The following is a 20787-nucleotide window of genomic DNA, read 5'->3' as shown; positions in this document are numbered from 1 at the left end:
TTACTCCCTTGAAAGTGCATCTATTGGATTTAGTTTTGACGCATTTTTGGCTGGCATATAGCCAAAAACCACTCCAATAACCATCGATGTTGTGATGGCAACTATTATTGATTCATTTGAAAATATCATCTTAAATCCGCTTAAAATGTTATTACAGATATAGCCTATGCCATAAGCTGTAGCTACGCCGATCGCACCGCCGATGACACAGAGCAAGATGGCTTCTATAAGAAATTGCTGTAAGATATTGCCCTGTCTTGCACCTATCGCCATTTTTATACCGATCTCTTTTGTGCGCTCGGTAACTGATACGAGCATGATGTTCATGACACCTATACCACCAACTATAAGCGAGATCACTGCGATACTTGAGATAAGAATTCTCATGGTTGATATCGTGCTTTCGACGGTTTGTTTTACGCTATCTGAATTTCTAGTAAAAAAGTCCTTTTTACCATGCTTTATAGTTAGAAGTTCTGTTATGCTTTTTTCTGCAATTTGTGCATTTACGCTCTCTTTTACCCTGGCGGTTATAGAGTTTATATGCCTATCGCCTGTGATTTTGTTTATAACAGTCGTGTAAGGAGCATAAATCCTAAGCGCGTTAGCATCTCCGAATGTAAAATCATCCTTTTTTAACACACCGATGATCTTAAGTGGTTTTTTATTAAAAAGTATGGTTTGCCCGACTGGATTTTCGTGTGGGAAAAGACTGTTTTTGGTATTTTGATCGATCACCACAACAGAAGCCGAATCTCTTACCTCCTCATCGTCATAAGTCCTACCCTGCTCTAATTTTAGTCCGTTTACGTCAAACGTCCCCGAGCCGCCACCTCTTAAACTAGCCGTAAGCGAGGTGTTTTGATATGTTATTGTTCCACTTGTGGAGGTATTTGGAGTGACTGACTCTAAGAACGATTGATTTGCAAGCATTTGCGCGTCGCTTATCACAAGAGTTTTAACGCGTCCTGAGTGCATATCACCAAAACTTTGCCCAGGCATTATGTCGATAGTGTTTGTGCCTATCTTTCTTATACTGGCTAAAATTTGCTCTTGCGAGCCCTTTCCTAGCGCTACCATACTTACTACCGCGGCTATACCGATGATGATACCAAGCATGGTTAAAAGCGAACGAAGCTTATGCGCAAGCATCGCACTTACAGACATTTTAAAGCTTTCGATAAGCTGATCTTTATAGTAGATAAATGAGCTTTTTTGTTGAGGTTTTGGTCTTTTTAGAGTATAAATTTCATCTTTTTTACTCTCGTCTTTTATGATATGACCATCTTTTATCTCTATGATGCGATTAGCGTATTTTGCTATTTTTGGATCGTGTGTGACGATGATTATAGTATGGCCTTGTTTGTGTAAATTTAACAAGATATCCATCACCATAAGACCACTTTTACTATCAAGCGCGCCTGTTGGCTCATCAGCTAGAATGATCTCTCCGCCGTTCATGAGCGCACGTGCTATACTAACACGCTGTTGTTGCCCCCCAGATAGCTTGTTTGGCAAACTTAATGACTTATCATCAAGCTCAAGAGATGTTAAAATTTCATGCGCTCTGCTTTGTCTATCCTTTTTACTAACTCCGGCATAAACGCTTGGAAGCGCGACATTTTCAAGCGCATTCATGCTCGCTAAGAGGTTGTATCTTTGAAATATAAAGCCGAATTTATTGCGTCTTAAATTCGCAAGTTCATCTGAGTTAAATTTTGAGATGTTTTCATTTTCTAGCAGATACTCACCGTAGCTTGGACTATCAAGACAGCCTAAGATATTCATAAGTGTTGATTTACCAGATCCAGACTGACCGATGATGGCTATAAATTCGCCCTTTTTTATATTTAAATTTATGCCATGTAAAATCTCAATCTCACCATCGCCGACTTTGAATTTCTTTACGATATTTTTTAGTTCGATCACCTTGGACCTCTATTTGCCTTTGCGACCATTTGAGCGATCTCACTAGAACTACCTTGCGATGTTATGATCTCATCGCCCTCATCTATACCGCTTATTATTTGTGTCTCAAGGCTATCTCTTATGCCTGTTTTTACTTCTACTCTTACAACTTCTTGATCGCCTTTTAGGACATTTACATAGCTTTTGTCTTTTTCTTTTTTTATAGCAAGGCTTGGTATGACGATAGCATCATCTACTTTGGTTACCAAAAGAGTGTTTTGCGTAGTCATGCCGATACGAAGGATACCGTCAGTATTTTCAACTATGCTTTGCGCATAGTAGTAAACTGCCGAAGAGCTTGAAGAACTTGAGCTTGAGGAGGAGCTTGAGCTTGAGTAAGTTCCGTCACTAAGCCTTGTAAGACCGGGGTCTATCGAGCTAACAACTGTTTTAAATTTCATATTTGGCTCAGAAAGTATCGAGTACTCAACAGGGGTGCCGACTTTTATCTTTGTTATGTCGCCCTCTGCGATTTGCATTTTCATTTTTACCTTACTAAGGTCTGCGATATTAACAATGGTCGGCGTTGTTTGATTTGAGTTTACTGTTTGCCCCTGCTCTACTTGCACAGATACGATCACCCCATCATTTGGTGCTGTGATTTTAGTATAACCAAGGTTGATCTCGGCGGTATTTAGTTCGATTTTGGTTTGATTAATCTGTGCGTAAATTTCTCTTAAAGAGGCTTCATTTGTTGCGTAAGTGTTTTTTGCATTTTCAAATTCTTGTTTTGAAGTAGCACTCTTTGCGTATAGTGTTTTTTCACGCTCAAACTGTGTTTTTGATATCTCAAGAGCTACTTTTGCACTAGCAAGTCTAGCCTCATAAATTTCAAGTTGAGCACGCTTATCATTTACGTTATTTTGCTGCGTTGAGCTATCGATCTCGGCTATCATATCGCCCTTTTTTACCTTATCACCAAGCCCTACGTATAGCCTTTTTATCTGCCCACTAACCTGCGCGCCAACATCCACAAGTTCTGTGGCAAATATCTCACCAGTCGCTTCTACTTTGTTAGAAAAGCTTTTTTTAACAGCCTTTTGGGTGATAAATTCTATGCGCTCCTTTGGCTTAAAATACTCTGCATAGATGTAAAAACCGCCAACCACAACCACTGCTAAAAATGCTATAAATTTGAAAATTTTTTTCATAGTTTCACTTTAAATTTTAAAATACTCGGCAATTCTATTTAAAAAAAATAAATAAAAAATTAAATTTTACGCTATATCTATCATCTCATCAAGTCGCTTGAGATATCGCTTTAGTTTTGTGATCTCACTACCGGATGATACTTGTTTTGATGAGTAAAAAAACTCTACGCTTTGCTTGTTGTTTTCAATTAAATTTAAGCCCTCAAGCTCGGATATTAGCTTATTTACTGTGCCTTCGTTACCGTCAAGTATTTTTATATTGCTTGGCAAAATCCGCCTTAGAGTATCTTTAAAATAATTAAAATGCGTACATCCAAGCACAATAGAGGAGTAGTTTGTAAGATTAAATTTTAAAAGCTCGCTATTTAAATATTCCAAGACATCAATTGAGGCAAACTCTTCTTTTTCTGCAAATTCTACAAGCTTTGGAAGCGGTAAAATATCGACTAAATGGTTTGTATCAACGCGCCCGATAAGATCTTTTAGTTTTTTGCCAACCGCGGTTACGGGAGTTGCGATAAGTAAAACTCTAAGATCATTTTCATCAGGTATTTCTTGCTGTAAGTCAATAGCTTTTTTAACAGCAGGCTCCATGCCGATTATCGGTATGTTAAATTTTGCTCTAAGTTCGTTTATCGCTACGCTTGTTGCGGTATTACATGCGATAACGACAGCTTTTGCGCCTTGCTTTATTAAAAATTCCACGCTCTTTGTCGTGAAATTTAAAATCTCCTCCCTGCTTTTTAAGCCGTAAGGAACATTGTCTTTATCTGCATAATATAAAAATTCTTCGTTTTTTAAGCGTTTTAGCGCCAGATGAAGCACACTAAGCCCGCCAAGACCAGAGTCAAAAAAAGCTATTTTCATTACAAATTCCTTTTAAAGGCGTTATTATAACTCATTTTTGGATATAATTTTCAATTATTAAATTTATAAGGCTTATATATTGAAATACCCGCTTGATGCAAAAGATAGTTTTGAAAACTCTATGCTGTTTTGGCTCGTAAGATATGTCAAATTTAAATTAAGCTCTCTTTCTAATAAAGAACTAAGAGATCCAAAGGCTTTAGCTACCGTAAACTATAAGCTAAGCAGAGATATAAAAAGCATAGAAGAGCTTGACGGACTTGTTAAAATTTCAAGAAATGCAGGACTAACGGGCATAAACACCTACTTTAATCCACTTAAAAAAATTTATGAGACGCTTAAATTTTACGAGCTTTCGAGTTTAAAAGTGATAGATGAAGAGTTAATAAGCGAAGTTTTAGCCAGCGTTACTGGCGGACTAAGCGATGCGAGTAAGAAAAACTATAGAATTTCTGTTATAAATTTCTTTGCGTTTTTGGATAAACAAAACGAAGAAGACGGCAAGGCTCATGTTTTTGATATAAATTTAAAAAACTGGGGCGGTATAAGCGGAGTTAGAGGTCAAAAACTACCTGAATTTATGAGCGAAGAAGAGGTTAATAAATTTCTAAATGCCATTAAAAATGCCGACTTTAAGGTAAACACAAATCGCAATAAGCTAATCATCAAAACAATAATCTTCACAGGAATTCGCGTAAGCGAGGCTTTAAATTTAAAGCGAAAAGATATAACGGAAGAAGGCGATCTTTATATCATAAGAATTAGAGGCAAAGGCAACAAATACCGTATCGTCATGATAAAAAGACACCTCATAGAAGCCCATATTGACGCGATCGCCATAAACTACATAAATAAAGAGGGGTATTTATTTATCAATAAAAAAGGCACAAGGCTAACTCAGGCATACGTAAGTCGCATAGTCGAGCAAATTTTATTTAGCGCCGGTATCCGTAAAGAAAAAAACGGCGCACATATGCTTCGTCACACATTTGCAACAATGCTTTACAAAAAGCAAAAAGACCTTGTTTTAGTGCAGGAAGCCTTGGGTCATGCAAGCCTAAATACTTCAAGAATTTACACTCACTTTGACAACGACAAGCTCAAACTTGCCGCGCAAGTTGCCGAAGAGCTAAATGGCTAGTATAAACGATCATTTATCGCTTTGTAAGTAGAGTTTCAATACAATAAAAGGCTATAAATTTTTGGAGTAGATCTTGGCTGTTGATAAGATTATTTTTTACCTTTGCGTGACACTGATTACGATTAGTATCACATTTTCACTATCCTTACCTGTTTTTACGGTTTTACAGTTTGATTATAGTCAATATCACTTTTTTATTAGGCAACTTATAGTAGGTTGTATAGGTATTTTTTTGATGTGGGGACTTTCAAGACTTAATCCCGACAAAGCTCTTATCTGGATAGGTTTTGGGCTTTTTGGTTTTTGTATAATCACAATGGGTCTTATGCACATGCTACCCTCTTCAATGGTAACGGAGGCAGGTGGCGCGCGTAGATGGATAAGACTTCCCGGGTTTTCGCTAGCGCCGGTTGAGTTTTTTAAGATAGGTTTTGTTTATTTTCTAGCATGGAGTTTTGCCAGAAAGATAAATGAAAACAAAAAAAGCATAAAAGAGGAACTTAAACTTCTTTTACCTTACATCTGCGTCTTTCTGATAGTGGTTTATCTTATCGCCGTTCTTCAAAATGACCTTGGACAAGTTGTCGTGCTTGCATTAACACTTATCATGATGGCGCTTTTTGCAGGAACTAGCATGAAATTTTTTAGCATAGGTTTTTTAGGTGCAGCCTTGCTTGCTATCGTTGCCATTATCAGCTCTGAACACAGGATTTTACGCATAAAATCATGGTGGGGAACGATACAAGGCATGGTTTTATCGATACTACCTGAAAATATAGCTGAAATTTTAAGAGTGGATGATGCGCCGGAGCCTTATCAAATTTCACACTCACTAAATGCTATAAAACATGGGGATTTCTTAGGAGAAGGACTTGGTGCCGGCGTTTTTAAGCTTGGCTTTTTAAGTGAAGTTCATACGGACTTTGTTTTAGCAGGCATAGCAGAAGAAGTCGGCGTCGTTGGAATTTTATGCATAGTTGCTATTATGCTTGCGTTACTTTATAGAATTTTTAGAATTTCAGCCAGAAGCGAAAATAAAGTTTATCACCTATTCTCGCTCGGTATCGGACTTATCATATCGTTTTCATTTCTTATGAATAGCTACGGAATAACTTCGATAACACCGATAAAAGGTATCGCTGTGCCGTTTTTAAGCTATGGTGGTAGTTCGATATTGGCCGTTTGTATAGGCATAGGTATGGTTTTAATGATAAGCAAAAAGGCGAAAATATGATGGTTATTAGTGGTGGCGGAACCGGAGGACATCTAGCTATTGTCAAAAGTTTATGCGAAGAACTTAACCTTCGCGATCAAAAGCCGATTTTTATCGGCTCAACAAGAGGTCAGGACAAGCTTTGGTTTGAAAATGATGAAAATTTTAGTGAAAGAATTTTCTTAGAAAGTAGTGGCGTAGTAAACAAAAGAGGCTTTGATAAAATTTTATCTCTACTAAACATCTTTAAGCTCTCACTAAAATGTTGTAAAATTTTAAAAAAACATAAGGCAAGAGCCGTTATTATTGTTGGTGGCTACTCTGCCGCACCTGCCGCATTTGCTGCTATAATGTGCAAAATTCCACTTTTTATACACGAACAAAACGCAATTACAGGTAAGTTAAACAAACTTTTAAAACCATATGCAAAGGGATACTACAGCTCATATGATAAAATTTCTCCATGCAATTATCCAGTAGGCAGTAAATTTTTTGCTACGTCAAGGATTAGAAAAGAGCTAAAAACCGTGATATTTTTAGGCGGATCACAAGGAGCAAGAACGATAAATGATCTTGCCGTAAATTTAGCTCCTAAGCTTAAAGAAAGCGGCATAAAGATCATTCATCAATGTGGCAAAAACGCACTTGTAAAACTTGAAGAAAGATATAGAAATTTAGGTATAAGTTTAGAAAATGATGTAGAAATTTTTGAATTTAGTAAAAATTTGGAACAAAAAATGTCGATCGCAGACCTAGCTATAAGTCGTGCAGGAGCTAGCTCACTTTGGGAACTTTGCGCAAATGCCTTGCCTGCGATATTTATCCCCTATCCTCATGCCGCTAAAAATCACCAATACTACAATGCTAAATTTTTATTTGAAAAAAATATAGCTAAAATTTGTTTACAAAACGACTCTGGTGTGGATACTGATAGTGTTTTAAAAATGATTAAAGAATTTGATATAAATCACAGCTCAAAAGCGCTACAAAGCATGATAGACCAAAACGGAGCCAAAGAGATAGTTGATAAAATTTTTAGCAAGTTAGGTTAGATGCTCGCCAACCGCGCTTGCTTTTATCTCTTGAAGCTCATAGCTTAGATAGTGATAGATAAGCTCTGTTTTTACAAGACTTTTGCTACTAAAGACTGGATTTATGATTTGCATTATACGGTCAGTTGCGTCTGCTATCTCTACAAGCAAAAGCTCATCTTTTCGTTTTTTGGCAACCGTTATAGCACTAGTTAGAAAACTAAATATGTTTTTAAACTCAACAAGAACTACATTTGAAGCTATTTTTGAGTCATAATTCAAAACTCGCTTCATCTGCTCTTTAAGCCCCGTTAAGTCCCTTAAAATCTCTTTTATCTCTTTTTCTTCTTGGTTATTAAAATTTATAAAATTAGCTTTCGCTTTTTTAACACTTTCTTTGTATTCTTCTATCAAAATAGCGATAATATCTGAAATTTTTTCCAAACTATTTTTGATATTTTTATTTGCCTCAAGGCTAACACCCTCTTTTGCGGCTCTTTCCTTTAAGACATCGTTCATTCTGCGTAAATGCAGACTTATCTCTTCGTAGTAGTCATTTGTATTAAAAAGATTATTAAAAAAATCGCTCTCATTGTTTTTGCTATAAAATTTAGCTTTAAGCATATCAACATTTTTATTAAACTCAAAAACATCAACATAAGGAATAATTTCTTTGTCAAAATCCCTATCTAAAAGCGCAAATTCTTTTTTTATATTTTCTATCTCATTTTTTATAGTGGTATAATTCATATTATTCTCTTTTATTTTTTGATATTCTACTATAAATTTGATATGTTTTGAAGTTTTTGTATAAAATATATATAATGGTGCCCGAGGTCGGACTCGAACCGACACAAGGTTGCCCTTACCAGATTTTGAGTCTGGCGCGTCTACCAGTTTCACCACTCGGGCTAAAAATTAGAAATGTGATTGTATCAAATATATCTAAAAGTGAGCTAAATTTAAAGCCCTTTGTATAAAAGGGCTTTTGGGTTAAGAAAATTATTTCTTTTTAGATTTTTTTGCTGCGGCTGCGGCAACTGCTTCTTTAAGTTTTTTGCCAACTTTAAATTTAACAGCTTTGCTAGCAGGAACGTCGATAACTTGTTTTGTTCCAGGAACTCTTGCTTTTCTAGCAGCTCTTTCAGTTGTATCAAAAGTACCAAAACCAATAAAGCTAACAGAATCACCTTTCTCAAGAGCAGCAGCTATAGTCTCTAAAGCAGCGTCAACAACTTTAAGAGAATCTTTTTTTGAAAGACCGGCCTTATCGGCAACAGCTTGAATAAATTCAGCTTTTTTCATAAATCGTCCTTATATAAGAATTGTAATGCGCTAATTCTACAATGTTTTTATAAAAAAAACAATAGCTTTTTGCCTATTTTAGCTATCTTTTTCAATATTTTGGTAAAAATTCAACTAAATTAGGCGCTTTTAGCACATTATCTCGAAACAAACCTCGTTTTTTAGCCCTATCTTCTTGATCTCAACTAACTTTAGTCCATCAAAATTTACATCCATAAGCTCTTTTTTGCTATTAATATTATCTTTTGCGATTTGATTTAAAATTTTGCCTCGATATGCTTTTGTGTGATGGCTTACTATTTTCCCATTTTTTATAAATTTAAAGCTTGTGTGCTCTTTTTTTACTTGATAAAATTTCTCATAATACCCTGCACGAAGATCCAAAATATCATTATCTTGTAAAAATTCATCAAGACTTTTGCTAAAATGTTCATTATAAAATTTTTCAATATTCACACCGTTAATCTTCTCACCCTGCTTCAATTTGTATTCAAAAATTTTATCTCCGGCAAGAATGGGTCCAAATAAATTTGAAAATATAACCACATTTTTATCTATATAATTTTGTGAATTTTGACTTAAATCTCGGTAATTTAAGTGCTTATAAGCAACACCGTCATAGCGCAAAACCGCTTTTATTAAACCTTTTGTAAAAACATCCTGCCTTAAACTCTTATCATCGATTAAATTTTTTATCCCAAAAAGTTTTGAAATTTTATCTATACTGGAAGTTTTTATAAATTCATTATATATGTTTAGAATTTCTAGTCTTTTTTCATACAAATCTAAAAATACAAGACTCCTTTTGTCCAATCTTTCGTCGTTGTTAAACGCGCTTTTACTCTCACTTGGAGAAAATAAAATTTTCATACTTACTCCTTTAAGGGTCTAATTATAGTGTAAATAATTTTACTTTTTATCCGATATTATAAAAAGCGGAACTATTTTTGCTTTATCTGCCAATAAAGAGGAATTAAAATGAGAATAACAAATCAATGGCGTTACAACCAAACATTATATGACTATCAAAGAAATATGGCCGGAGTTCAAAAAAACTACTTGCAACTTTCAAACGGCATTAAGATAAATCAAGCATACGACGATGCTAGTTTATATAACGACGGAATGAGGCTTGATTATGAAGTAGAAACCTTCAGCCAAGTCATAGAAGCTACATCAAAGTCTGTAAATTTCGCCAAAAATACAGATAAATCACTGCAAGAATTTGAAAAGCAACTTGAAAATTTTAAAACAAAGATGATACAAGCAGCTAGTGACGTGCATAGTTCTACATCACTGGAAGCTCTTGCAAATGAGCTTGTCGGTATAAAAGACCATCTTGTAAATATCGCAAACACTTCCGTGAACGGTCAGTTTTTATTCTCAGGTTCAGCCGTTGATACCAAGCCTATAGATGGTTCAGGCAAGTATCAAGGAAACGGCGAAAGCATGAAAACTTCAGCAGGAGCGCAGATAGAGCTGGCTTATAACATTCCAGGGAAGCAAGTATTTTTAGGTTCAGATAACGACTATAATAAAATTTTAACCACAAATGTAAGCTTGATAGACAACACCAAAGACTATTCAAATGGAACTGAATTAAAATACCTAAACGAACAATCAACCATAAAACAAATGGTTGGACTAAACTATGTAAATAACAAAAATACCATAAATTCAGATTATGATTTTACCGATAAAGACATTGACTTCCCTGGCACATACTTTTTCTTACAGGGAACAAAACCGGACGGAACAAGCTTTACTAGTAAATTTAAAGTAACAGGCGACACGACGCTTGAAGGCTTAATGGATAAGATCGGTTATGAGTTTGGCAATACTAAAGGCTCAAAAGTCGTTGACGTAAGTATAAACAATGACGGTCAATTTAATATAAAAGATCTAACAAAAGGCTCTCAAGTCCTAGACTTTCACATGGTAGCCGCTACTGTTAAAGTTGACAACAAAGCTGATCTTGCTACGGCGATCGCTGATGAAACGGCAGGAAATTCTCCTCTTCAAGCAGTTGATACATTATCAGCCTTACAGACTTTAGCAGACAATGGCGATGTGCATATAACAAATTTTATAAAAAGCAACTTTAAAGATAAAGCTTCAAACAAAGTTGACTCTTTTGATTACGATAATGTAATGTTTGAAAAAAGCAATAATCAGCTTATAGGCAATATCTCTCAGGTTAATAGAAAAACAGGAGAAGTAGCCACAGACTCCACACGCTTAAGTCAAACGGCTGCAGCCCAGCAGCTTTATCCAAATTCACAAGACAGATATAATATCGATAACCAAAAACTAGCCATAGAAGTCAAATCAAAAACAGGTATAAAATACACCATCGAATTAAGATTGGGCGCTCAAGATCCGTCTACGCCGGTCTTATTTACCATACAAGCAACCGACGCTAATGGCAACAATGCCTTCCCCACAGGAACGCCTGCCACAAGATCTCTAGCTGTGTATAATGCGGACGAATTTGGCGAGTATAGAACACAGACAAACGACTTTACATATAGACAACTAATGGATATAGTAGCAATGGCGGCGAGTGACAATATACCAAATCCGCCTCATGTGGAAAATGCCACAACCACAACAGAACAAAGAAGACAAAACTATGAAGCATACAAAGATGCTATAGAAAAATCACACGGCTCAGTAGAAGTAAATTTAGATGACAAAGGCAGAATAACACTAACCGACAAAACTCAAAGCGTAACAAATATCGAGCTTAGCATACAAGACGCAAGCGAAAGCGGTAAATTTTATGGTGATAGCACAGGCAATACCGCAGCAACAAAACAAGGCAATGGCTCTGTGTTTAGCTTTATGGAAAATAACGCGGTTACGATAGACGAGCCCGGTATTGATATGTTTGCCGACCTTGATAGCATGATAGAGGCTGTTAGGCAGGGGTATTACCGTGCCAGCGATGAAAACGGCGATCCAAGAAACACAGGCATGCAAGGTGCACTGCAAAGACTTGATCACTTAATGGATCACGTAAATAAAGAGATAACCAAGATTGGATCTCAAACAAATTTAATAACAACAACGAAAGAACGAGCCGAGCTTATGAAAGTAAATGTTCAAACGGTAAAATCAGACATAATGGATGCTGACTACGCCGAAGCCTATCTTGCATTTACTCAAAAATCCCTAGCCTACCAAGCGATGCTTCAGGCTACTTCTAAAATCAACCAGCTAAGTCTTTTAAACTACATGTAAAAGCGGGCAGGCACGCTCGCTTTTAAAATTTTTAAACTCCGCTGTGTTATAATAAGTCTTTTTATTAAAAAGGATTAAAAATTTTACACCAATCAATCTTAACAATAATCATTTGTATTTTACTATTTTTTGGCATTGCAACCATAGCTCCGACAGCTGATTTTGTGGGTTCTGTCGGTGAGTTGCTTGGAAATTTAAATTTTAAGCTATTTGGACTTATTGCTTATGTTTATCCATTTTTGCTGATTATCTTAAGCTATTTGTTTTATAAAAAACACAATAAATTTGATAGCGAATTAGCCCAAAGCCTGCTTGGATTTTTTTTATTTTTTATTGCAATCTTAATGCTTCAATCGATCACAACATCTATCGCAAACAGCGGAGAAGTCGGAAATTTCATCAACGATGCTCTAAGGGACGTTATCGGTACATTTGGCACATGCATAGTGATACTTATGATGTTTGTTATCTCTGTCGGACTTATCTTTAGAGATAATATTATAGTTGTGCTAAGGCGAGCTTTTGTAGACCCTACGGTAAATTTAAAATTTAAAAATCAAGAACAAAAAACAAGTCAAAAACAAACTATAGAACGCAAAAAACTAAAAGAAATTTCAAATACTAAAGACGATATCAAAACATATGTGGACGAGCAAGTTATAGAACAAATAGAAATTTCAAACACAGATGAAGCCGATACACAAATAAATTTAGAACCTGACATAAACAGCGAATTTGATGAGCCAAGCATCAATAGAAAGTTAAAAATTCAAGGCGTTGAAATTTTAAATGAAGTTGTAGAAAATAAAAAATTACTCGAGGAGATAGAAAAAGGTAAAATCGAAAAACCTAAAAACTTCGAGCTTCCATCGCTTAAATTTCTAAAAGATCCACCAAAAAGATCAACTCACATAAACGAAGCAGAAATTGATCAAAAAATTTCAGACTTGCTTGATAAACTTCGTAAATTTAAGATAGACGGCGATGTGGTTCGTACATACACAGGACCGATCGTTACAACATTTGAATTTCGCCCTGCCCCACATATAAAAGTCAGTAAAATTTTAACACTTCAAGACGATCTTGCTATGGCTTTACGTGCTCAAACCATACGTATCCAGGCACCAATTCCAGGCAAAGACGTAGTTGGCATAGAGGTGCCAAACACAAACACCGAAACCATCTACCTAAAAGAAATTTTAGATAGCGAAATCTTTAAAAACGCCAAAAGCCCACTAACAATGGCACTTGGCAAAGACATAGTCGGAGCACCTTTTATAACAGACCTTAAAAAACTCCCGCACCTTCTCATCGCAGGAACAACCGGAAGTGGCAAGAGTGTGGGCATAAACGCCATGCTGCTAAGCTTGCTATACCGCAACAGCCCGCAAACCCTTCGTCTCATGATGATAGACCCAAAAATGCTGGAGTTTAGCATTTATAACGACATACCGCATCTTTTAACACCTGTTATCACTCAGGCCAAACAAGCCATAACGGCTCTATCAAATATGGTCGCTGAAATGGAGCGACGTTATACTATCATGAGCCACACACGCACAAAAAATATCGAAAGCTACAACGAAAAGATGAAAGCAGAAGGTGGCGAGCAATTCCCATACATCGTAGTTATCATTGATGAGTTGGCTGACCTTATGATGACTAGTGGCAAGGACGTGGAGCTATATATCGGGCGTCTGGCACAGATGGCAAGAGCAAGCGGTATACATCTAATAGTCGCCACGCAACGCCCAAGTGTGGACGTAGTAACCGGTCTAATAAAAGCTAACCTACCAAGCCGTATCAGCTACCGTGTCGGACAGCGCATAGACAGCAAAGTCATACTTGATCAAATGGGAGCAGAAAGCTTGCTAGGACGTGGTGATATGCTATTTACCCCTCCCGGAAGTCCTGGTATAATACGCCTACATGCGCCATTTGCAAGTGAAAAAGAGATAGAAAGCATTGTTGAGTTTTTAAAATCACAACAAGAAGTAGTTTATGATGAGAGATTTTTAGCTGAAGCTGGAAGCAGTGGAGAAAATAGCGAAGCTACGCTAAATGCCGGAGAGCTTGATCCACTTTATGAAGAGGCAAAAGCCATTATACTAAGTGAGCAAAAAACATCCATAAGCTATCTACAAAGGCGTCTAAGCATAGGGTATAATCGCTCGGCAAATATCCTAGAGCAACTGGAAAAAATGGGCGTCTTAAGCCCACTTAATGCAAAAGGACAAAGAGAAATTTTATAGATATTTGAGGGAATTTTAATATTTTTTGCAAAATTTTTTAAAATTCCCTTGACAAAGAAATAAAAAAAATGTATAATTCAATTTCTTTTTTAAAGCGTTGGGGTATCGCCAAGCGGTAAGGCAACTGGTTTTGGTCCAGTCATTCAGAGGTTCGAATCCTCTTACCCCATCCACCCCCTTAATATCCAAATGACGCAGAGTAGAGCAGTGGTAGCTCGTCGGGCTCATAACCCGAAGGTCAGCGGTTCAAATCCGCTCTCTGCAACCAAATAAAAACCCTAAAATAGGCGTTTTAACAGATCTTTCACATTTTACTTTTTAGGCTCAAAACCCAAGTGTGCCAAAATTGTGCCATTTTGTTTTAGGCGATATTCGGCTTAATCGTCCTAAAATTGGTATTTGTCATATTTTGACACAGTGTACCGTTTAAGCTGATATTTAGCCAAGCCAAGCGGTTCAAAGCTCTATTTCGTTTAGAAATTTAGCTCTTTGCTTGTCGCTATCTAGCGTTTTAGCGTATCGCTTAAATGTAATCGAGGCGTCTGCGTGTCCCATTGTAGAGCTTACCCACAAGACGTCCTCGTTTTTGTTTAACATAATGGACGCAAAGGTATGCCTTGTCTGATAAAAGACGCGGTGTTCTAAGCCTACTTTTTTAAGCAGTGCCGTCCATTTTTGGCTAAGAGTTTTTGGCTCATAAAGCATACCGCCTTGCGAATTCGGTATTACCCACTCGCTATCGTTATAAAGCTCTAAAAGCGCCTCTTTTACGATAGGTAGCATTTTTATCGTTCGGACTGAGCTTTGGGTTTTTGGCACGCCGTATAGCCCTTGACGGATAGCCGCGTCTATACGTATCGTCTCACGCTCAAAGTCTATTTTATCCCACCTTAAAGCGATTAGCTCGCCGGTTCTCATTCCGGTAAAAAACGCTACCTTTAACACATTTGCAAAGTGCCTATCGGCTGCACTTATCACAAGCTTTACTTCGTCAAGACTTAACGGTGCGATCTGCGTTTTTTCATTTTTTAGCTTTTTTACGCTAACGAATGGATTTTTGTTAATTAGCTCCATATCTACGCCGGCGTCTAAAATTTGACTAAATAGATTACGCAAATTATTTATCCGCTTAGCCGATAACGTAGTCTTTAAATCGCCCTGCCACCTTGTAAGGTCTAAATGAGTGATCTCACTTAAACGCTTATCGCCGAATACGCTTAAAATTCTTTTGTGTGTATCGGCTACGTAAGCCTTATGCGTTAGCTCTCTTACGTTGCCGCGATATGAGTTTAGCCAAGCAGTAGCAAACTCACTTAGTTTTACTTCCTTTGCTCCCTTTATTTCGTTTTTTTGTTTAGATAAAATTGCGTTGTTGATGATTTCAGCCCAGTGTTTTTCAGCCCAAGCAAGAGTATATTTATCGGCTCTCTTGTTTGTGCTGACGCGGTATCTTTTACCATCTACGCTTCCTTTTACCCACACTACATTTCCACGTAAATATGCGTGTTTCATTATTTCGTCCTTTTGCGTAAGGACATCGCGCTTATTTGACGGAGCGAATTTTACCATACCATCTCCTTTAATCTACTTAACCCGGAATATGTGATAAACCACTTGCCGTCTTTTAAAAACATCTCCTTATCAGGCTCTAATGCGTGATTTATCACTGCCTTTTTATACACTCCGGCGTAGCTGATACGCAAAATTTCAGCCGCTTGTTTTATGCTTAGGCACTGCCTTTTGTTTCGCATAAGTTCAAAAAGGATTAAATCCACCTTGTTGTTTAGCTCATTTATCTGCATTTGCAAGGCTTCTACATTAGCCGTCATCGCCAAACTCCTTAAACTTTTCGCCGCACATTTTAGAAAAAATCTTTGTTTCTATCTTGCTTTTTATGCCGTCTCCCCAGCCAAGCGTTTCAATCTCTCCTAGCTCATCATCGCTAAAAAGCTCGTTTAAGACGCTGTTTTCTCCGCCACGCAGCCTTAAGTAGATGAGTTCGCTTTGCTCTTTTGCGTATCGCCTTACGGCGTCTTTTACGTAATAAAACACCATTGGTAGCGTTATGGTCGCACTCTTTAGCTTGTTTAGCTCGTGCGTGTCGCAGAGCAAAGCTCTAGCAAAGTCCTGCAGATTATCCTTTGGCACGAGCGAAACCAGCTCGCCTATCATTTCCAGTTCAAGCGGAGCAAAATTGCCGCGTCCGCTTATCGCCGCGATCGTTTTTTTCATCACCTCTCCTAGTCTAGAAAATAAAACCTGGTCTTGCCCTGATAGCTTCCATACGCTACGCGTCTGCCGTCCACTAGCGTTTTTATACCGTTTTTGGCGGCATCTATCACGTCAAACTCATCGTCCATCACTACCGCCCTTATCCTTGCGTCATCAGCGTCGGCATTTGCCTTCACGCCGCCCACATTTGCGGTTTTAATCGGTTCAAAGACATCTTGCCAAGAGTTGCGTATAGAGCGGTCAAGTATCTCGTTTGCGTCATAGCCTTGTGCGATGAAGCTTTCAAGTCGCTTTATTATGCGACTAGCCGCTGTTTGTGTAAGAGGCTTTTTTATCTCGCTTCGCATTTGTACAAACTCCGCCCACATTTGCGGATTAATTTGACTTGGTAAAGCGATATTTAAAATTTGCACTCTAACTTGATTTTGTTTTTTGCTTTTAGCGTCTAAAAATTTATCAAGATTTTCATTTTTAGATTTTGATAATTCATCGCAAATAACATCATCAAAATTTTGATTTTTTCTTTTTAAATTTTCTTTTATATTAAATTTATTATATATAATAGGTTGTCGTGTCGGATTTTGCCGACACGGCGTGTCGGCTGTAGCCGAGACAAAACTATCCGTGTCGGTTTCTGCCGACACGAAATCTATGTCGATTTTGGCATAAATTTTACGTCCGGACCTATTATTTTTATTTGCATAAAGTATCTTTATATACTCACCTTTTTCAAGCTCTTTTAACATATCGATGATCAAATCCTTGCCGCACTTCATAATTTTCATAAAATACTCATTCGTAGCGTAGCAAAACTCATCATCGTTATTTGAAAGTCTTAAAATTTTCATATAAAATATTTTAGCCTTATCGCTGACGCTCTCATCCATCTCAAGCCGCGTAGGCATATACGATATTTTACCCATTTTAACTGCTTTAAATTTCAGCTAAACGCCCAAAAATAGGACGCTTAGCATTGTTAGCCATTTATGGCACCTATTGCTATTAACAATGCTAAGTAAAAGATCTTGCAGTTATCCGCGCCGCACGCGGAGCTATCTAGCCAAAGCTTCTGCTTTCGAGCGTTTGCTCTAAAACCCTGCCGATATTCACGAATTAAGATTTGGCAGGGCATTACAACAAACGCAGGCTACGCACTTATTATGTAGCCTAGTTCTTTTAGTTTGTCGTAGGTTTGTTTGACGCTAGATTTTGGCTGAAAATATATAGCCTTACCATTTTTTTTAAGGATGGCAAAAATACTACTAGCATTTAACTCTTTTTCTTTGGCAAAATTTGTGATATTTCCAAATTCATTAACAATTTTTTCCCTATCTATTACTATTTTTAAAGCTTTCATACAACAACCTTTTATTTTTTGATATAATTACTAAAACTTCACTAAACTTTACTAAAGTGTTTTAAAGTGTTTTAGAGAATTATATTATTTTTTAAGAGTGTTGTCAAGTGTTATAAAAATTTAGGGGGAACAACAATGAAACAAAGTTCTTTAATACTCACAAAATTAAAAGTTTTACTTGGGGTAAAAACATATAAAGAGGTTGGAGATATGTTAGGAGTTCCATATAAAACAATAGGGACGTGGCAAACAAACGGCGAAATTCCATCCAATAGACTTTTAGAAATTTCACAAAAATTAGGAGTAAGTATGGAAACACTCACTAATAGAAATATTAAAGATAATAATATCGTTTTTGATGGTAATGACAATACGATAAGCCAAAACAATAATTTAAACATAGCCTTTGCTGGTGAAACAATCGAAAAAGACGTAAATTTACAACTACTAGAAGTTGAAAAAAAAAGATTGGATGAATTTGCGGAGCTGTATAAAAAATATCGCACCCCGTCTATTTTTTACTATTTTATGTCGCTAGTTGATAAACTAGAAAAAGAAAGAGATAATAAGAACTATTAAGGCTCATCGAAATTTTACGCAAAGTAAAAGCCGCTTATGAGAACTCGCTTTAAACTTAAAAATAAAAAGAAAAAAAATGAAAAAACTATTATTGATTATATCTTTGACACTAGCGCTATCCGCAGAAAGCACATTTAGTAGGCTCATTGTTTTTGATAAAGTCCAAGAGCAGGAGATGGCGTCTTATATTTCAAAACTTCAAGGTATAGAAGCTGTCAAAAAAGGCTTTGAATACCTAAAAAACAAATGCGACAACCTCAATATAATTTCGTATTGTTTTTTTACATATGACATTATGAGCAAAAGCGATGATATTAATGCTTCAAAGCAGGAGCAAACAAAATATTTTAATAAATTAGCAGGGCTTTTTGAGAAACCTTGCCTAAAAAATAATAGCGCCGATCATTGTTTTGGTATTGCCGCACTTTTATCAGACGAGCCTGACAATATTTTGTATGAATTTAAAACTGCCGTATCTGACAAAAAAGCTGAGCTTGCAAGGCTCTCTTTTGAATACTATACTAAAAGTTGCGATTTAGGCAACTGGGAAGCCTGCGAAGCTAGATTATTTAAACTTAACCACAACCAAAGAGAAGCCTTAATGGATAGATATTGTATGGTCGATAATCAAGTTAAATTTTGCCGAAATTTAGCCTATTGTTTTGTTTCACCAAAAGGAGATAGGGATAATTTGAAGTTGTGTGTCGAGTTGGACGATGATTATCCAGACCCAAAAAAGGCAATTAAATATTTTAGAAAAGCGTATGAACTTGATAGGTCATTCGGACCAGCACTGGCTGAAGAGCTTATGTTTAACAACCAATGCAAAGAGGGTAAAAAACTAATGACAGACCTATGCGACAAGGCAGACGGTGAAGCTTGTTTTTTGCTCGGCTGGGCTTACATAAGCGGTCAGTGCGTAAAGTATGATTTAAATCTCTCTAAAAAACTCTTTGCAAAAGCTTGTGATTATGGCTCGCAGGCTGGGTGTAATAAATACAAATATATGACAAAAGGAGGCTACTAAATAAATGAAAAAAGCGGTTTTATTTTTGTGTTTATTAGGGGCTTTTAGCTTTGCTTTTAGCGGTTCATTTACGAGCGGATACATCACTAAAAAGGGCAAATACGTCGCCCCACATTTTAAAAGTAATAGAGATGGCACAATGAAAAATAACTACTCTACCAAAGGCAACCGCAACCCATACACCGGTAAAAAAGGCACAAAAAAAAGGCGAAGTAGTAAATTTTAAAAACTCCACATTTTAAAGGATAAAAATTTTATCTTGATGGCTTGTTGTGTTTTTAACGCCAACTTTGAATTTTTGCAAAGACTTCAAAATTTTAATAGTTTGTGAGATTGCCCGATAGGGATAATTTGCAAGTAAGCGGGGTCAGCCACCCCCCCTGTCGGCTAGAAATTTACCCACGCTCCTTTCTTCCGTGAAATTTCCCCGTGCAAACAAAACAAAAAACTCCGCCGACGCAAAATCAAAATCCAAAAAACAAAGACGGTCATATCTCAAAAAAGCAAAAGTAGCTATCCTAAAAATTCGCTGTTTTGGCACAAAATCCGCCTAGTGTGCCAAATCGGCTTAGCAAAAAGCCCACAAATACGCCATTTGTTACATTGCGCCTACGGGTCAAATACCCAAAGGCGGCAAATTTTTAAAAATTTTCATACGTCTTGCAACCGACCGTCCCGCCAAAAAAACTCAACGACCGCGCAAAAACTCCACCCAAGCGTTCATCATCCCAAATCTATGTTTCACGCTGCCGTCTCAAGCCAAAATCCATTTTGCAAAACTTGCAACTTTTTTCAAAACCGCTCTTTGCACCGCAAATTTTGGATAAAACTAGCCCAAAACTTCATATTTAAAGGTTAAAAAACTACCGCACAAACAACCTAAACCCCAAAAATCGCTATAAAATGGGGCGGCGTGCGGGCAGGTATAAAATACGGTCGGTAAAAATGTGGGCAGCGCATCGTAGTAACGACAGCAAGGCAAACCATAACGATAAAAGTAAAATAAAACAAAAACGCAGAACAAACGCAATATCGCCTATTACGCCTCTATTTTTTCTATCTCAAAAATCTTTTCTTTGAGCTCAGTATAACACTTTGACTTTTCGTATAGTTCGATCCAGCTATCTATCCATTGAGGAATCGGGCGTTTTTCGTCATTGAAGCTTCTTACGCTAGCCGGGTTTAGCCCGACCATATCCGAAAATTCAACCACCGAAAGACCAAGCTCTTTGAGCTTGCTTGTAAATTCTTGCTTTGTCATTTTTTTCCTAGATTATTTTTCCTAAATTATACCAAAATAAAACAAAATAACTTATTTTTTGAAAAAAATAATTCAAAATGTTTTAAAAACTCTTGACAAATAAAATAAATTGTGTTATTATTCCATAAAAATAAAACAAAATGTTTTAAAGGAGCAAAAG

20 protein-coding genes and 3 tRNA genes are annotated in these 20787 nt (G+C 36.8%); 10 read left to right on the top strand and 13 right to left on the bottom strand.

Annotation, left to right across the window (positions count from 1 at the left end):
* From CCAL5182_RS00115 to murI, 3 genes are all read right to left on the bottom strand, one after another.
* On the bottom strand, positions 1-1929 hold the full coding sequence (locus tag CCAL5182_RS00115; protein ID WP_336609934.1) for a MacB family efflux pump subunit: 1929 nt from the start codon (positions 1927-1929) through the stop codon (positions 1-3).
* Positions 1926-3119: an efflux RND transporter periplasmic adaptor subunit gene (locus tag CCAL5182_RS00110; RefSeq protein ID WP_169971705.1), complete on the bottom strand. Its 1194-nt coding sequence runs from the start codon at positions 3117-3119 to the stop codon at positions 1926-1928. The genes CCAL5182_RS00115 and CCAL5182_RS00110 overlap by 4 nt, the downstream gene beginning before the upstream one ends.
* 66 nt (positions 3120-3185) lie before the next feature.
* On the bottom strand, positions 3186-3986 hold the full coding sequence (murI, locus tag CCAL5182_RS00105) for a glutamate racemase (RefSeq protein WP_336609933.1): 801 nt from the start codon (positions 3984-3986) through the stop codon (positions 3186-3188).
* A 79-nt stretch (positions 3987-4065) separates the two neighbouring features.
* Here murI and CCAL5182_RS00100 point away from each other — a divergent pair, with 79 nt between their 5' ends.
* The 3 genes from CCAL5182_RS00100 to murG all read left to right on the top strand — a co-directional run bounded on the left by CCAL5182_RS00100 (position 4066) and on the right by murG (position 7392).
* A complete protein-coding gene (locus CCAL5182_RS00100) occupies positions 4066-5127 on the top strand; it encodes a tyrosine-type recombinase/integrase (RefSeq protein ID WP_336609932.1) in 1062 nt (353 codons plus the stop codon).
* 73 nt (positions 5128-5200) lie between these two features.
* Positions 5201-6361 (top strand): peptidoglycan glycosyltransferase FtsW, encoded by a 1161-nt coding sequence (locus tag CCAL5182_RS00095; RefSeq protein WP_169935856.1) that lies wholly within the window; start codon positions 5201-5203, stop codon positions 6359-6361.
* Entirely contained in the window at positions 6358-7392 is a 1035-nt protein-coding gene (murG, locus tag CCAL5182_RS00090) for an undecaprenyldiphospho-muramoylpentapeptide beta-N-acetylglucosaminyltransferase (protein WP_336609931.1), read from the top strand. Before CCAL5182_RS00095 ends, murG begins: the two co-directional genes overlap by 4 nt.
* Here murG and CCAL5182_RS00085 read toward each other — a convergent pair.
* The 4 genes from CCAL5182_RS00085 to CCAL5182_RS00070 all read right to left on the bottom strand — a co-directional run bounded on the left by CCAL5182_RS00085 (position 7384) and on the right by CCAL5182_RS00070 (position 9546).
* Positions 7384-8121, bottom strand: coding sequence for a hypothetical protein (locus CCAL5182_RS00085; RefSeq protein ID WP_170016113.1), 738 nt, complete (start codon positions 8119-8121; stop codon positions 7384-7386). The two genes, murG and CCAL5182_RS00085, sit on opposite strands and share 9 nt — an antisense overlap.
* Positions 8122-8196: 75 nt before the next feature.
* Positions 8197-8283, bottom strand: a tRNA-Leu gene (locus CCAL5182_RS00080).
* Positions 8284-8373: 90 nt separating this feature from the next.
* Positions 8374-8676, bottom strand: coding sequence for an HU family DNA-binding protein (locus CCAL5182_RS00075; RefSeq protein WP_169935850.1), 303 nt, complete (start codon positions 8674-8676; stop codon positions 8374-8376).
* A 129-nt stretch (positions 8677-8805) separates the two neighbouring features.
* A complete protein-coding gene (locus tag CCAL5182_RS00070) occupies positions 8806-9546 on the bottom strand; it encodes a YaaA family protein (protein WP_336609930.1) in 741 nt (246 codons plus the stop codon).
* Between the two features lie 108 nt (positions 9547-9654).
* On the opposite strand from CCAL5182_RS00070, the gene flgL reads away from it, so the two are divergent.
* From flgL to CCAL5182_RS00050, 4 genes are all read left to right on the top strand, one after another.
* Positions 9655-11919, top strand: coding sequence for a flagellar hook-associated protein FlgL (gene flgL / locus CCAL5182_RS00065; protein ID WP_336609929.1), 2265 nt, complete (start codon positions 9655-9657; stop codon positions 11917-11919).
* A 164-nt stretch (positions 11920-12083) separates the two neighbouring features.
* On the top strand, positions 12084-14171 hold the full coding sequence (locus tag CCAL5182_RS00060; protein ID WP_442862133.1) for a DNA translocase FtsK 4TM domain-containing protein: 2088 nt from the start codon (positions 12084-12086) through the stop codon (positions 14169-14171).
* A 98-nt stretch (positions 14172-14269) separates the two neighbouring features.
* A tRNA-Gln gene (locus CCAL5182_RS00055) sits at positions 14270-14344 on the top strand.
* A gap of 20 nt (positions 14345-14364) precedes the next feature.
* A tRNA-Met gene (locus CCAL5182_RS00050) sits at positions 14365-14439 on the top strand.
* 188 nt (positions 14440-14627) lie between these two features.
* Here CCAL5182_RS00050 and CCAL5182_RS00045 read toward each other — a convergent pair.
* The 5 genes from CCAL5182_RS00045 to CCAL5182_RS00025 all read right to left on the bottom strand — a co-directional run bounded on the left by CCAL5182_RS00045 (position 14628) and on the right by CCAL5182_RS00025 (position 17760).
* On the bottom strand, positions 14628-15740 hold the full coding sequence (locus CCAL5182_RS00045) for a tyrosine-type recombinase/integrase (protein WP_336609928.1): 1113 nt from the start codon (positions 15738-15740) through the stop codon (positions 14628-14630).
* A complete protein-coding gene (locus tag CCAL5182_RS00040) occupies positions 15734-16000 on the bottom strand; it encodes a hypothetical protein (RefSeq protein ID WP_336609927.1) in 267 nt (88 codons plus the stop codon). Before CCAL5182_RS00040 ends, CCAL5182_RS00045 begins: the two co-directional genes overlap by 7 nt.
* Positions 15990-16403, bottom strand: a complete 414-nt coding sequence (locus CCAL5182_RS00035; protein ID WP_336609926.1) for a hypothetical protein — start codon at positions 16401-16403, stop codon at positions 15990-15992. The genes CCAL5182_RS00040 and CCAL5182_RS00035 overlap by 11 nt, the downstream gene beginning before the upstream one ends.
* 8 nt (positions 16404-16411) lie before the next feature.
* Positions 16412-17326 carry a helix-turn-helix domain-containing protein gene (locus CCAL5182_RS00030; RefSeq protein ID WP_336609925.1) on the bottom strand — a complete coding sequence of 305 codons (915 nt, stop codon included), beginning with the start codon at positions 17324-17326 and terminating at the stop codon, positions 16412-16414.
* Between the two features lie 224 nt (positions 17327-17550).
* The gene (locus CCAL5182_RS00025) at positions 17551-17760 is read right to left on the bottom strand and encodes a hypothetical protein (RefSeq protein ID WP_336609924.1); all 210 of its coding nucleotides are present in this window, start codon (positions 17758-17760) and stop codon (positions 17551-17553) included.
* Between the two features lie 135 nt (positions 17761-17895).
* Here CCAL5182_RS00025 and CCAL5182_RS00020 point away from each other — a divergent pair, with 135 nt between their 5' ends.
* From CCAL5182_RS00020 to CCAL5182_RS00010, 3 genes are all read left to right on the top strand, one after another.
* Positions 17896-18339: a helix-turn-helix domain-containing protein gene (locus CCAL5182_RS00020; protein WP_336609923.1), complete on the top strand. Its 444-nt coding sequence runs from the start codon at positions 17896-17898 to the stop codon at positions 18337-18339.
* 76 nt (positions 18340-18415) lie between these two features.
* On the top strand, positions 18416-19366 hold the full coding sequence (locus CCAL5182_RS00015; RefSeq protein WP_336609922.1) for a hypothetical protein: 951 nt from the start codon (positions 18416-18418) through the stop codon (positions 19364-19366).
* 4 nt (positions 19367-19370) lie between these two features.
* Complete coding sequence (locus CCAL5182_RS00010) at positions 19371-19592, top strand: hypothetical protein (RefSeq protein ID WP_336609921.1); 222 nt, start codon at positions 19371-19373, stop codon at positions 19590-19592.
* A gap of 813 nt (positions 19593-20405) precedes the next feature.
* Here CCAL5182_RS00010 and CCAL5182_RS00005 read toward each other — a convergent pair.
* Positions 20406-20627 carry a hypothetical protein gene (locus tag CCAL5182_RS00005; protein WP_336609920.1) on the bottom strand — a complete coding sequence of 74 codons (222 nt, stop codon included), beginning with the start codon at positions 20625-20627 and terminating at the stop codon, positions 20406-20408.
* Positions 20628-20787: the final 160 nt, after the last annotated feature.

This window comes from Campylobacter sp. 7477a (assembly GCF_014892335.1).
GTDB lineage: Bacteria > Campylobacterota > Campylobacteria > Campylobacterales > Campylobacteraceae > Campylobacter_A > Campylobacter_A californiensis.
Note: the sequence above shows the minus strand (reverse complement) of the source record. Positions and strands in the feature narration are given on the sequence as shown.

Bases quoted from the DNA above. Each gene is read 5' to 3' on its own strand.
- CCAL5182_RS00030 (WP_336609925.1), bottom strand. From the start codon at position 17,326: ATGGGTAAAATATCGTATATGCCTACGCGGCTTGAGATGGATGAGAGC.
- CCAL5182_RS00025 (WP_336609924.1), bottom strand. From the start codon at position 17,760: ATGAAAGCTTTAAAAATAGTAATAGATAGGGAAAAAATTGTTAATGAA.
- CCAL5182_RS00040 (WP_336609927.1), bottom strand. From the start codon at position 16,000: ATGACGGCTAATGTAGAAGCCTTGCAAATGCAGATAAATGAGCTAAAC.
- CCAL5182_RS00075 (WP_169935850.1), bottom strand. From the start codon at position 8,676: ATGAAAAAAGCTGAATTTATTCAAGCTGTTGCCGATAAGGCCGGTCTT.
- CCAL5182_RS00085 (WP_170016113.1), bottom strand. From the start codon at position 8,121: ATGAATTATACCACTATAAAAAATGAGATAGAAAATATAAAAAAAGAA.
- CCAL5182_RS00045 (WP_336609928.1), bottom strand. From the start codon at position 15,740: ATGGTAAAATTCGCTCCGTCAAATAAGCGCGATGTCCTTACGCAAAAG.
- CCAL5182_RS00015 (WP_336609922.1), top strand. From the start codon at position 18,416: ATGAAAAAACTATTATTGATTATATCTTTGACACTAGCGCTATCCGCA.
- murI (WP_336609933.1), bottom strand. From the start codon at position 3,986: ATGAAAATAGCTTTTTTTGACTCTGGTCTTGGCGGGCTTAGTGTGCTT.
- CCAL5182_RS00110 (WP_169971705.1), bottom strand. From the start codon at position 3,119: ATGAAAAAAATTTTCAAATTTATAGCATTTTTAGCAGTGGTTGTGGTT.
- flgL (WP_336609929.1), top strand. From the start codon at position 9,655: ATGAGAATAACAAATCAATGGCGTTACAACCAAACATTATATGACTAT.
- CCAL5182_RS00005 (WP_336609920.1), bottom strand. From the start codon at position 20,627: ATGACAAAGCAAGAATTTACAAGCAAGCTCAAAGAGCTTGGTCTTTCG.
- CCAL5182_RS00010 (WP_336609921.1), top strand. From the start codon at position 19,371: ATGAAAAAAGCGGTTTTATTTTTGTGTTTATTAGGGGCTTTTAGCTTT.
- CCAL5182_RS00035 (WP_336609926.1), bottom strand. From the start codon at position 16,403: ATGAAAAAAACGATCGCGGCGATAAGCGGACGCGGCAATTTTGCTCCG.
- CCAL5182_RS00070 (WP_336609930.1), bottom strand. From the start codon at position 9,546: ATGAAAATTTTATTTTCTCCAAGTGAGAGTAAAAGCGCGTTTAACAAC.
- CCAL5182_RS00020 (WP_336609923.1), top strand. From the start codon at position 17,896: ATGAAACAAAGTTCTTTAATACTCACAAAATTAAAAGTTTTACTTGGG.
- murG (WP_336609931.1), top strand. From the start codon at position 6,358: ATGATGGTTATTAGTGGTGGCGGAACCGGAGGACATCTAGCTATTGTC.